At 35.3% G+C, this 10,889-nt stretch carries 13 protein-coding genes; 1 reads left to right on the top strand and 12 read right to left on the bottom strand.

What is annotated here, in order from left to right:
- Positions 1-238: 238 nt before the first annotated feature.
- The 3 genes from BUA71_RS10885 to BUA71_RS10875 form a co-directional block, all read right to left on the bottom strand.
- Positions 239-1,201 carry a TerC family protein gene (locus BUA71_RS10885; RefSeq protein ID WP_072879663.1) on the bottom strand — a complete coding sequence of 321 codons (963 nt, stop codon included), beginning with the start codon at positions 1,199-1,201 and terminating at the stop codon, positions 239-241.
- A 272-nt stretch (positions 1,202-1,473) separates the two neighbouring features.
- Positions 1,474-1,932: a universal stress protein gene (locus BUA71_RS10880; RefSeq protein ID WP_072879661.1), complete on the bottom strand. Its 459-nt coding sequence runs from the start codon at positions 1,930-1,932 to the stop codon at positions 1,474-1,476.
- A 244-nt stretch (positions 1,933-2,176) separates the two neighbouring features.
- Positions 2,177-2,794, bottom strand: coding sequence for a hypothetical protein (locus tag BUA71_RS10875; RefSeq protein ID WP_072879659.1), 618 nt, complete (start codon positions 2,792-2,794; stop codon positions 2,177-2,179).
- A 451-nt stretch (positions 2,795-3,245) separates the two neighbouring features.
- Between BUA71_RS10875 and upp the strand changes: the two genes are divergently transcribed.
- Positions 3,246-3,905, top strand: coding sequence for a uracil phosphoribosyltransferase (upp, locus tag BUA71_RS10870; RefSeq protein WP_072879657.1), 660 nt, complete (start codon positions 3,246-3,248; stop codon positions 3,903-3,905).
- 43 nt (positions 3,906-3,948) lie between these two features.
- Here the strand turns inward: upp and BUA71_RS10865 are convergent, their stop codons facing one another.
- From BUA71_RS10865 to BUA71_RS10820, 9 genes are all read right to left on the bottom strand, one after another.
- Positions 3,949-4,857: a ribonuclease Z gene (locus tag BUA71_RS10865; protein WP_072879655.1), complete on the bottom strand. Its 909-nt coding sequence runs from the start codon at positions 4,855-4,857 to the stop codon at positions 3,949-3,951.
- A gap of 10 nt (positions 4,858-4,867) precedes the next feature.
- Positions 4,868-5,197 carry a ribonuclease Z gene (locus tag BUA71_RS10860; protein WP_072879653.1) on the bottom strand — a complete coding sequence of 110 codons (330 nt, stop codon included), beginning with the start codon at positions 5,195-5,197 and terminating at the stop codon, positions 4,868-4,870.
- Between the two features lie 38 nt (positions 5,198-5,235).
- The gene (locus BUA71_RS10855; RefSeq protein WP_072879651.1) at positions 5,236-6,165 is read right to left on the bottom strand and encodes an aspartate carbamoyltransferase catalytic subunit; all 930 of its coding nucleotides are present in this window, start codon (positions 6,163-6,165) and stop codon (positions 5,236-5,238) included.
- A 29-nt stretch (positions 6,166-6,194) separates the two neighbouring features.
- Positions 6,195-6,734 carry a bifunctional pyr operon transcriptional regulator/uracil phosphoribosyltransferase PyrR gene (pyrR, locus tag BUA71_RS10850; RefSeq protein WP_072879649.1) on the bottom strand — a complete coding sequence of 180 codons (540 nt, stop codon included), beginning with the start codon at positions 6,732-6,734 and terminating at the stop codon, positions 6,195-6,197.
- Between the two features lie 106 nt (positions 6,735-6,840).
- Entirely contained in the window at positions 6,841-7,125 is a 285-nt protein-coding gene (locus BUA71_RS10845; protein WP_072879647.1) for an addiction module antidote protein, read from the bottom strand.
- A gap of 579 nt (positions 7,126-7,704) precedes the next feature.
- Complete coding sequence (locus BUA71_RS10840) at positions 7,705-8,004, bottom strand: type II toxin-antitoxin system RelE/ParE family toxin (RefSeq protein ID WP_072879645.1); 300 nt, start codon at positions 8,002-8,004, stop codon at positions 7,705-7,707.
- A complete protein-coding gene (locus tag BUA71_RS10835) occupies positions 7,997-8,245 on the bottom strand; it encodes a type II toxin-antitoxin system ParD family antitoxin (RefSeq protein WP_072879643.1) in 249 nt (82 codons plus the stop codon). Before BUA71_RS10835 ends, BUA71_RS10840 begins: the two co-directional genes overlap by 8 nt.
- A gap of 376 nt (positions 8,246-8,621) precedes the next feature.
- Positions 8,622-9,242 (bottom strand): hypothetical protein, encoded by a 621-nt coding sequence (locus BUA71_RS10825; protein ID WP_072879639.1) that lies wholly within the window; start codon positions 9,240-9,242, stop codon positions 8,622-8,624.
- Positions 9,243-9,525: 283 nt separating this feature from the next.
- Entirely contained in the window at positions 9,526-10,719 is a 1,194-nt protein-coding gene (locus BUA71_RS10820) for a hypothetical protein (protein WP_072879637.1), read from the bottom strand.
- Positions 10,720-10,889: the final 170 nt, after the last annotated feature.

The raw sequence follows: 10,889 nt of genomic DNA, 5'->3' as shown, positions 1-10,889 counted from the left end.
CTATCAAGAATTATTCGGGTTAAATCAACAACCTCGGCCTAAAGGTACGAGGTATGCTTTTCAAAAAAACTCTTTAAATTAGAAGCAATTAAACATCTGGCTATCGCCCTGCGATTAAAAAGTATATCCCTAATCTTATTGATTCAGCAGATACTTTATAAAGATAATGCAAAAAAATAAAAACGTCTTGATTTATTTATTATCAAGATTTTAAAAAACACTTAAATTCATGTTTTTTCTATTCTCCTGTTTTTTTGAGCGATAGTACAATGGCTAAGGTGAGCACCACTACTATAAACACAAGCGAAATCCATATTGGAATATCTACCCATTCACTTATTAAAAATTTTATGCCAACAAAAGCTAAAATTACAGCCAGACCTTCATTTAGATAAATAAAACGGTCTTTCATATCTGCCAGCAAAAAGTATAGAGCCCTTAATCCTAACAAAGCAAATGCATTAGAACTAAAAACCAAAAACTGCTCGCGCGTAATGGATAGGATCGCCGGAATTGAATCTATAGCAAAAATAATATCGGTGAGTTCAATAATAATAAGAACGGTAAAAAGGGGGGTAACCATCTTTTTACCATTTTTGCGAACGAAAAAATTATCGGCTTCAAAATCTTTAGTTTGTGGCAGTATTTTATCCACCAATTGAATAATCCTATTATTTGCTGGCTCTATCCCTGCATTATCGCTTTTAAAAATTTTATAAGCAGTAAATAATAGTAAAACCCCAAAGATATAGATAATCCAGTGGATAGAGTTTAACAAGGCAATGCCTCCAAAGATAAACGCAGCGCGCAATACCAAAGCGCCAAAAATCCCCCAAAATAAAACTTTATGTTGATATTTTGCCGGTACCTTAAAATAACTAAATAAGACCGCCCAAAGAAAAACATTATCCATAGAAAGGGATTTTTCTATGAGATAGCCGGTAATATATTCTGTAGCAGCGGTGCCATCCTGCCAAATCCAAATAACAAAGGTAAAAAGCAGACCTAAACTTATCCAGCCAGCACTATAAATAGCCGCCTCCTTTGTGGACACTTTATGAGGTTTTCGCATCACTAATTTTAGATCTACCACAAGCAAAATTAAGATGAATAAAATAAAACCTCCCCAAATCCAGGGACCTACCGAATAAGCTTCTGGTGATACATTTTGTGCAAGAAATGCTAAGGCGAGTAGATGCATTAAACCAACTATTTACTTCAGATTTTTTGATTAATTTTCCTATCGCCAGATGAATAAAATCTCAGGCTTTAGGAACTCAAAATTAAAACGAAGAAATTTATAAGCTTAAAATTACAGGATAATGTTTTGTTAATTAGGTAGGCATATTAAACTTAGGTTCAAAATTTAATGCGAAAGTCCTGGAAACAATTATAGAACTCGAAAATTCCTAAGTCTTGTTTCTCTTCTCTTTGTTCTCTCGTCTATTCTCTATTTTCTTTTACGTATAAAGCCTATTTCTTCACCGGTACCATATAGATAGGAATCTCAGTTTTTTCAAGCACTGAAGACGCTACGGTTCCCATAAGCAGTTTTTCCCAAACCGAGTGGCTATGCGTACCCATAACCAGGAGATCTGCATTCCAGGTTTTAGAATACTCAAGGATAGCCGGTGCCGCATCACCTTCTGAAAGATGGGTTTCTACCGAGTCATCATCTAAATGTGCGGCGGCAGTTTTAAGAAAACTTTCTACCACTTCCCGCATTTCTGAAGCAATTTCTAAATTTACTGCCATTTCATTATAACCGGAATACCCCATAAAAGTAGGATAATCTACATTGTAATAATTTACATTGGCCAACACGTGCAGCAAACAAACTTCTGCGCCCATTTGCTGCGCCAGTTTATACCCGGCTTTAACCACTTTTTCTGATACTGGATGGTAATCTATAGCAATTAATATACGTTTCATAATATTAATTATTTGAAATTAGTTAGAATCTAAAGATACTTTTAATAAAAAATGCTTGCTCTTACAAGTTATAAAAGTTTTTAGAATATGTCTAATAAGCTAAGGTTTAGCGTTATTCAGTAATTATAAAATTAAACATTAAGCATATTATATATGAGCCTAACCGGAAATTTTATCTCGAATTTTAAAGAGATTTGCGTTATAGCAATTCGCTTTTTTTGTAACGAATACAAAACCTAAAGTTTTACTCTTTAACCACAATAAGACTTGCTCTTGCGCCGGTTAATAGGTTCCATTCTTTAGCAACGACAAGGTTTCCGTTTTCCTCAATAACTTTTAATTGGGCAGTATTAGGCCCGGAAGATCCTTGGTTTATAGCTTCAAATTCAATATTGTTGAATCCGCTTTCAAGGGTGACTAAAATCGGGTGGAAGCTCCCTCCCAGTACTACCCGTTCAATAAATTTTCCGTTCACATAAACATTTACCTGGTCCCCATCAACAAATTGATGGTCCCGGGCATAAAGCTCTACAAACTTTCCTTTGGTTTTAAAATCCCCTAAATATTGATCCTCTTTAGAAATATTCTTCGCCTCTTTATCAGCAGTCCATTTTTCTTTTATAGCATCGCCGGCAGTTTTCATATTATGAGGTGTTTCCCTAAAATCCAACTTTTTAGGTTTTTCTCGTAAATATTTATTTTCTTCTGAAGATTCTTCCCTGCGAAGTATTGGGAACCCGGAGCCTTTTTCTTCCGGTTCAAGTTTTAAAATGCCGCCGGTATTGTTCGTTCTGGGAATTTCAATCTGCGCAATTCCCGAAAGCGAGAAACAAAAGAATAGCATGCTGAGTATAAGTTTCATAAAGGCCGATTTTCACTAATCTATAATCAAAAATACAGCCAAATTAGCTGAAACAAAAATGTTTATTAGATTTGGCCCAGATTATTTATTCAATTCCTAAATAGGTTAATGCTACTACGTTTGTTGAAATGTTCTCAAGTTTGAAATTTTTAAGAGATTGATTTAATGCTCTTTAAACCTTCAATTGAAATAAAACCACTAAGCCTCTAATAATAAGGGAGATTCGTTAAATAATAGCCATTATTTCTAAAGTTAAAATTATCAATATACTACTTGCTTTTTCAGAAATTATAAACATATTTAGTCTTTAAAATAAAGCATAACTATGGAAATTACGAGCAACCTGCCTGGCCTCATGCAAGAAAAATAGCATGGAAAAATGAACGAGTTTGATTGCGTCATTATATGATTAAATTGGTATTACTTACCTTTGATAAAAATTAAACATAATATGAAGCTAAACCATCTTTTGGATGAAAATTCTATTGCGGGAAAATTCATAGGAGAGTTAAGAGATACCGGTGTGCAAACCGATAGAATGCGTTTTCGAAGAAATATAGAGCGGGTTGGGGAAATCCTTGGCTACGAACTTAGTAAAACCTTGAATTTTTCTGCTGAAAAAATTAAAACTCCCCTGGGACATTCCGAGCTTCAAATTCCCCAGGACGAAGTGGTAATTTGTTCTATTCTTCGCGCAGGCTTACCATTGCACAACGGCTTACTAAACTATTTTGACGACGCCGAGAATTCCTTTATTTCGGCCTATCGTCATCACCCCAATCAAGATGAACACTTTGAAATTGTGGTGGAGTATCTGGCTTCTCCCAGCTTAGAAGGAAAAACGCTAATTCTGGCCGATCCAATGATGGCTACCGGGGGTTCTTTTGTTAATGTGATGAAAGCTCTTGAAAAAATGGGCAAACCTAAAAAAGTCCATTTGGTTTCGGTTATTGCAGCCCGGGAAGGAATAGAAAAAGTAGCTAAAGAATTTCCAGAAGACAGTACCTTATGGGTAGGAACTATAGATGAAGAATTAGACGAACGCGGTTATATCGTTCCCGGGCTTGGTGATGCAGGAGACCTATGCTATGGAGGAAAACTTCAGCATTAAAATTTCAGAAAAAACAAAAAGTAATAGCTGGTAAAACTTTAGTTTAGTCAAATTGAAAAACCTTGCCATCATCGGCTAATTCTATATCTGGAAATATTTCGGTGGCTTCTTCTTTAAATAAATTCAAGTCATTATATCGGGTAGAATAGTGTCCCAAAATAAGTTTTTCCACATGTGCTTCTTTAGCAATTGTTGCGGCCTGTTTTGCTGTACTGTGTTTAGTTGGAGCAGCCAGGTTAGCGCGATCTTCTAAAAAAGTAGATTCGTGATATAAAATCGTCGTGCCCTTAATTTGTGGTAAAATTTGTGGATAAAAAGCAGTGTCGCTACAATATGCATAACTTTTGGGAGGAACAGGATTTGCTGTAACCAATTTATTAGGGATTAATTCACCTGTTTCAGAAGTTACATCTTTTCCTTTCTTTAAACTATTAAAAAGAGATACATCTATATTGTATTCCCGGGCTTTATGTACCAGTAATTTCCTGTCTCCCGGCTTCTCTTTAAATAAAAACCCATTGGTGTAAATGCGGTGGTCTAAAGGGATAGTTTCTACACTAACTCTTTCATCTTCAAACAACATTTGCGGCTCCTTGCTGGTTAACTCGTGAAAATATAGCGGATAATTGGTCCAGGAATTAGAAAGTTTAAGCTGTAAAGTAATAATTTCCTTAATTCCTTTTGGGCCATAAACGTGCAGTTCAGATTCGCGATTTAATAATCTAAATGTGGAAATAAGACCTACCAATCCGTAGCAATGATCGCCGTGAAGATGAGAGATAAAAACGTGTTTTATCCTGGAAAACTTTATTTTATTTCTTCTTAATTGCACCTGGGTACCTTCGCCACAATCAATTAAAAATAAATGGTTATTGATTTCCAAAACCTGGGAACTGGGATTGGTAAAACTTCTGGGAGTTGCAGCATAGCAACCAAGAATATTAAGTGTCATGAAAATAATTTTACAGCAAATCCCTTTGAATTTCGTCCATTTGAATAAGATCTTCGGCTTCCTTTATAGAGGGAACGAGAATGATTTCTTCGGGAAGTTCATCTATGGCAATTGCCTCACTAACCAACACAAAAGATTTCTCATTTTCGTGTTGAACATTAGAGATTTCCAAAAAGCCCAGTATTTCCTCTTTTTTTAGATTTTGGTAAGCTAAAAGGTTTACCACTACATTTTCTTCTGCAAATTCTTTATGATTTTTAGTAAGGGAAGATACAAAATCTACAACCGGCTTATCTTCCGGCTCGATCAAGGTGTAATTCTCTTTTTTAGAAATCTTCATAGCGTAATTTTTCTTCAAAGTTAAGCAACAAAAATCTTTTAGCGGGATATCCCGGAAGCTAATAAATAAATAACTGCCATTCTCACCGCTACACCATTTTGCACCTGATCTAATATTATGGCATTTTCGGCATCTGCCACATCACTGGTAAGCTCTACTCCCCTATTTATTGGCCCGGGATGCATAATTACAATTTCCCTGTCCAATTGTTCCAGTTTCTTTTTATTTAGCTGAAACTGTTGGGCATATTCCCGGGTACTGGGAAAATAACTTATGTCCATACGTTCATTTTGTACCCTAAGCATATTTGCAACGTCACACCATTGTAAAGCTTTGGTTAAATCTGTTTCTACGGTCACCCCCAGGGATTCTATATGTTTGGGTAAAAGAGTTTTAGGACCACAAACTTTTACTTCGGCGCCTTGCAGTTTTAAAGCAAAGATGTTAGACAAAGCTACCCTGCTATGCAAAATATCTCCCACAATCACCACCTTTTTTCCCGCAACTTCCCCCAGTCGCTCCCTAATGGAATAACTGTCTAACAAAGCTTGCGTAGGATGTTCGTGAGCGCCATCTCCTGCATTAATTATACTGGAGTTTACATGACGGGAGAGAAATATCCCGGCACCGGGATTGGGATGCCGCATCACCACCATATCTACTTTCATAGAAAGGATGTTGTTTACGGTGTCAATAAGTGTTTCTCCTTTTTTTACTGAAGAAGAGGCTGCGGAAAAGTTAACAACATCGGCACTTAAGCGTTTTTCTGCCAATTCAAAAGAAAGCCTGGTACGGGTAGAGTTTTCAAAGAATAAATTGGCAATAGTAATATCCTGAAGCGAAGGAACTTTCTTAATAGGACGATTAATTACCTCCTTAAAATGATCGGCGGTTTTAAAAATAAGCTCCACATCTTCTTTTTGAAGATATTTAATCCCCAGTAAGTGGTTCACACTTAATTCGCTCATACATTTAATAATTTAATGTTTGCTATAACCTATTTAGAAACCAGATAAACCACATCTTCTCCATCGTTTTCCTTCCAGTTTACAATCACTTTTTCTTCATTTATCGCATCTACCTGCCGGCCATTATAATCTGGCTGAATGGGCAAATGCCTGCTAAAACGCCTATCAATAAAACTTAACAATTCGATTTCTGCCGGCCTGCCAAAAGATTGCACGGCAGTTAGCGCGGCCCTAATACTGCGGCCGGTGTACAATACATCATCAATAAAAACTACTTTTTTATCCTCAACTATAAAATCTATTTTGGTTTTATTGGCGGCCAGGGGTTTTTCACCTCTTCTAAAATCGTCGCGATAAAAGGTAATATCCAAACGACCATAATCCAGGTCTTTTACGTGATATTCTTCTTTGAGAACTTTAATAATTCGATCGGCAAAGAACACTCCCCGGGGTTGAATCCCAATGAGTACGGTATTTTTAAAGTCGGTATGTTTTTCGATTAACTGACAGGCCAGGCGGTGTAGAATTACATCTATTTCAACGGCATTTAATAATATTTTTTGACCCATAATTAAATAGCAAAGAAAGAAGTTCTACTGCAAAAGTAAGCTTTTTTATTTTCCCTTAAAGTCGATTTCTTTGCTGTTTTTAATCTATAGAGGCTTAGCGAAATTTTTAAGCTGACATGGGTTTTACATTAATTTGTCCTCCAATAGCTTTTAGCATTTTCATTATTGTTTCGAATTGCGGTTTCGCTCCGTCAGATAGCGCCTTGTAAAGACTAGGTCTACTCATTCCAGTTTTTTCTGCAATTTTTGTCATTCCAATTGCTTTTGCAATATGCCCAATTGCTACAACTAAATTAGAACTTTCTCCATCTTCCAGAACAGTATTTAAATATTCAGCAATCATTTCCTCGCTGTCCAGGTATTCTGCTATAGCAAATTTAGAAGTTACCATATCAATTATCCTTTTTTCTGTTCCAGATTTTTTTCGCTTTCTCTATGTTTTTTGTTGAGTAGATTTATTTCAGCTTTCTAATCCACTTATCAAATTCAGATCATTTTTTCCCTGACAACTATTTATTATCCGTGTGGATACCAAATTAGGCGTTTTATATGGATATATGAAACTGATTTTTGTTCAATCCTGAAGTTGCTCTAAAAGAAAGAATAACGGCAGTCTGTCTTATAATTACCAATTAATTCTCTTAAAATAATGTTTTTTTCTTTTGGAATATTCTATCTTAAAACCAGTGAAAACAATAAAAAGTAGTGATAAAAAAAACTTCAATACAAAATAGTGAAACTTGCTATTTTCTAAGTTTAGGGATAGCCATCAATTAAAAAGAAAGAAGGCAATCACTCAAGGCAAATAGACCAATCCCCATAGTGGCTAATCGACGAACAGCCGGTTTAATCAATCCCGCACGTGGGACATTTATGTTAGGCTCCCGAAAAATCGGGACGAGCTGTACCGGCCACACAGCCTGTCCCGATTTTTTCTCGGGGAATGCTTAGTTATTGGGTGTAGTTTTTATTATTCGGTTATTCTATTTTTCAAATCCATTCGTTCGTGTAAAATTCTCGTTATTTCTATTGGATTTACTTGTGATTTTCGATAAAATATTACGTGTTGATTTGCCTTTAGTCCGAAAAGATCAGATTTGATTCCGTCATAATTTTTTCCAAGTTCCGGATTGTCAGCAATGTCTTGGCAAATACACAAAAGCATATCATAATATCTGTCGGCTTGGTTTTCAGACCAGTTCTCGATTGTATATTCCCAGATTCCGTTTAAATCAGCTACAGCCCTATTGGTCAATTCGTATTTAGCCATTCTTTCTGCGTTTGGCTTTTAATTCCTCAAGGTTTTTTTGGGGATCGAAATCGTGAGCAATTCCGCTATCAATTCCTTCTTGAATTGCATTTCTTAAGGCAATTGTTTTACTTTCCTCATTTTCCAAAAGTCGAAGTCCAGCTCTAATTACTTCGCTAACGTTTTTGTAACGTCCAGCAGAAACCTGGGTTTGTACGAATTGGTCAAAATAATTTCCGAGCGATATTGATGTGTTTTTCATTTCGTTTTAATTTGAATTCAAATATACCAAATTTTGGTAAAATATTTAAATTTGCAGGATTTTGCTCAAATTATACCCAACGGCAGTCTGACTCAAAACTACCAATTAATTCTCTTAAAAATAAATTTTATCCTATAATCAGTGAAACGATAAAAAGTAGTGATAAAAAAACCCTTCAATACCCAAAATAGTGAAACTTGCTATTTTCTAATTTTAGGTTTAGATGCCAAATAGAACGAAAAAAAGTTATCACTCCCTAAAAACACTCAACACAAACAAACCAATCCCCATAGTGGCCAATCGACGAACAGCCGGTTTAGTCAACACTGCATTCATGTTAGGCCGTACCGGCCCCACGAATGCTTAGTTATTGTGCCTAGTTATTTTTTCCTATAATTGCTCTGCATTTTTCTTCGATTGCTGTAATTGCAGTTTTCAATTCTTCTTCAATTTCATCTTCGCCTTTAAAAACATTGTATAATATTTTACTATTTTCTTTCATTATTTGAAGTTTGAATTCTTTATCGTGATCAAACTGTCCAAGTTTTACCCTCGCTATTAGGTCAGAGGCAGAAAATATCCTATTTATTGTTTGCGAAAATTTATCAAAATATTTTTCATAATCCTTTCCATAAAGTGTAATGAATCTATATTTTAAACGTCGGAGCTTCTCTAAAGATTTTTTATTTCGCTGAAACCTTTCGCGAGTTACGTATGCCTGATTGTATATTTCAGTTTGTTCTTTGGTTTCATTTTTACTTTTTTCTCTACTAGAACCTTCGTTCCCAAATCCAATGGGACTTCTAATAATCTTTATAGCTTGATGAGCTTCATACATACTTGATAAAACTTCTTCTGCTAATTCATATTTTCTTTTCCATCTAGCTTCTCTTCTCCAAGAATTTATTCCATATATAGCAACACAGGATGCAGTTATAATTGATATACTTTTTAAAATATCAAAAATCAATTTCCAATCTATTTCAGTACAATTCAAACTCTTAATTTCAGTTTTTAATTAGGCACAACGTATTATATCAAGATAAATATACCAATATCCCATAATTCTTACCCGTCATTGGAAACTTTACTTCCAAATTATCCTTTTACCAAAATTTTATATAAGTGTAAATAACTGACTTGCTATAGCTAATAAATCTTTCCCGTTTTTTTCGGGAAAGATTTGTGAAAACTGTTACTTCAACGAGGTTCAATAGGCTTGTGTGGAGTGCATCACCATATTGCATTCTACGATAGAATATAAACTTTTTGCTCTCCCACTACTCTACTACATACATCTCGTTGGAGGCTTTGATATATTCTTGCGGATTAAATGTAGATTCAAAACTATTACGCACTAAATCTAACTTCGATTTTAGTTTGGCAATCTTAGGCTTTAAGTATTCGTCGTCCTTATATTTTTCAATTAAACCTTCATATTTCTTCAGATTTTCCAGGATTCTAAAGGTAATAGTCCCAAACCTAATTTTTAGGTTTTGCACAGCTACCATCTGGTCATGATAATCTTGTTTCCAGTTTTCCGGGTTTTTGGCTTTTTCCTTTACGATTTTGTTTTCGGCAATTTTAGAAATATCCAGGATATACTGGGTGCGTTTTTTGGCATCGGTCTCATTAGTGAAATTGCGTTTAAATTCTTTAAGATCTAAATCGAGCAAACGCACAAAATTCTCTTCCATCGCTTTTACCTGCAACTCTTTTAATTCGTCTAAATTTTTATTGATAGATTCCCATTCAGTCTCAATCAAGTCCTTATCGTGGGTAAATTGAGCCACAGTTGTGGTAAGTTTCAGCATTTCGGTACTTTGCTTTTTTAACTTTTTATCGCCCCAACCCAGGGAATTAATAAAACTACCAATCCCATCGAACAAAGTGCCGGCAAACATCCCGGTAAAAGGCGTGCCCTTGGCAAGATCGCCGGTTACATTTAAAATATGGCTCACCGCAGATAACCGGGCGTCACCTTTTTTCTCCTCTTCCACAAATTTCTTAAACTCTCCAAACCATTCTTTATAACCATTATAATGCATAGGATTGCTCACCTGGTCTAGAGTTGCATAAAATTCCCGGGAAGCGTTAAAAAGGTTTAGCGGTTTAATCTCACGCTCCATAGATGCTAAATTCAAAACCGCCGAGCTGTAATTATATTTATAAACGCTAATGGTATTTTTGTCCAACTCCTCCTGGCGTTCTTCCAAATAACGCACGCGCTCGAGCAATTTATCTACTTTTTCTGCGGAAGAATTGGTGTTTTTAATGCTTTCATCAAGATTGCTAATTTTAGAGTCTATCTCTTTAATGCGATACTCTAAATTCTGACTCAACAAACTGCGCTCTTTATTTAATTCCTGAAGTACCTGTTGCGTTACAGATTGATCCCCAACAAAACTCTGAGCAGAAATATCCTGAAACAAGAAGCCTGAAATTACAAGAAAAACAAGACCTAATTTATTCATATTCAATGATTTTAATCAGTTATTAATTAGTTAAATAACGGGCTGAAGATAAACATATTTTATGCCACTTTAAACAGGATCTTAAAATTTGAAAAAATACATCTAATTTTCTTAGCTGAAAATTGGATTTCGATCAATTTATGGTTTAAGATTCAAAGTTCAAGCTTCAC

This window comes from Salegentibacter echinorum (assembly GCF_900129445.1).
Taxonomy (GTDB): Bacteria; Bacteroidota; Bacteroidia; order Flavobacteriales; family Flavobacteriaceae; genus Salegentibacter; species Salegentibacter echinorum.
Note: the sequence above shows the minus strand (reverse complement) of the source record. Positions and strands in the feature narration are given on the sequence as shown.

Coding starts and splice junctions, on each gene's coding strand:
- BUA71_RS10885 (WP_072879663.1), bottom strand. CDS start 1,201: ATGCATCTACTCGCCTTAGCATTTCTTGCACAAAATGTATCACCAGAA.
- BUA71_RS10880 (WP_072879661.1), bottom strand. CDS start 1,932: ATGAAACGTATATTAATTGCTATAGATTACCATCCAGTATCAGAAAAA.
- BUA71_RS10875 (WP_072879659.1), bottom strand. CDS start 2,794: ATGAAACTTATACTCAGCATGCTATTCTTTTGTTTCTCGCTTTCGGGA.
- upp (WP_072879657.1), top strand. CDS start 3,246: ATGAAGCTAAACCATCTTTTGGATGAAAATTCTATTGCGGGAAAATTC.
- BUA71_RS10865 (WP_072879655.1), bottom strand. CDS start 4,857: ATGACACTTAATATTCTTGGTTGCTATGCTGCAACTCCCAGAAGTTTT.
- BUA71_RS10860 (WP_072879653.1), bottom strand. CDS start 5,197: ATGAAGATTTCTAAAAAAGAGAATTACACCTTGATCGAGCCGGAAGAT.
- BUA71_RS10855 (WP_072879651.1), bottom strand. CDS start 6,165: ATGAGCGAATTAAGTGTGAACCACTTACTGGGGATTAAATATCTTCAA.
- pyrR (WP_072879649.1), bottom strand. CDS start 6,734: ATGGGTCAAAAAATATTATTAAATGCCGTTGAAATAGATGTAATTCTA.
- BUA71_RS10845 (WP_072879647.1), bottom strand. CDS start 7,125: ATGGTAACTTCTAAATTTGCTATAGCAGAATACCTGGACAGCGAGGAA.
- BUA71_RS10840 (WP_072879645.1), bottom strand. CDS start 8,004: ATGGCTAAATACGAATTGACCAATAGGGCTGTAGCTGATTTAAACGGA.
- BUA71_RS10835 (WP_072879643.1), bottom strand. CDS start 8,245: ATGAAAAACACATCAATATCGCTCGGAAATTATTTTGACCAATTCGTA.
- BUA71_RS10820 (WP_072879637.1), bottom strand. CDS start 10,719: ATGAATAAATTAGGTCTTGTTTTTCTTGTAATTTCAGGCTTCTTGTTT.